We start from the raw sequence: 527 nt of genomic DNA, 5'->3' as shown, positions 1-527 counted from the left end.
TGCAGGCTGCTATGCGCAGGGCACTCTTACGCAGAGGGCGTTCCGGCAATGCTGCTTTTCCTAAAACCGAAAGCAATGTTGCCGGAAATCTATGCCGGATGTGCAGAAAGGAGGCATCCAGACATGGCGATTTTTCATTACACAGTCAAAATAGTCGGACGTAGTAAAGGGAAATCTGTTATCTCCGCTTCCGCATATCTCAATGGGGATGTGATGAAAAATAAGGAAACCGGGCGAATCAGTTATTACACTTCTAAAAAAGAAGTGGTCTACACCAGTCTGATGATGTGCGAAAACGCACCTCCTGAATGGCAGATAGTACCAGAGGAAAATATAAAACGCTTTCAGAAATCTGTCCGATACAAAAAGTCAGCAGATAAAGAAGCTGCTTTAGAAAAATTTAAAATCGCATTTCAGAAACAGAGGTTATGGAATGAGGTATTGAAGATTGAAAAAAGTGCGGATGCCCAATTTGGCAGGTCATTTGAATTTGCCCTTCCCAAAGAATGGAACAGACAGGAACAAAT

Annotated in this window: 1 protein-coding gene; it reads left to right on the top strand. The window is 42.7% G+C overall.

All coding sequences use genetic code 11. The annotated features are described in order from the left end of the window. Positions 1-123 precede the first annotated feature (123 nt). On the top strand, positions 124-527 hold a 404-nt coding region (locus G4417_RS17790), incomplete at its 3' end, for a MobA/MobL family protein (protein ID WP_173684244.1).

It is taken from the genome of Blautia wexlerae, from assembly GCF_013300825.1.
Lineage (GTDB): Bacteria > Bacillota > Clostridia > Lachnospirales > Lachnospiraceae > Blautia_A > Blautia_A wexlerae_B.
Note: the sequence above shows the minus strand (reverse complement) of the source record. Positions and strands in the feature narration are given on the sequence as shown.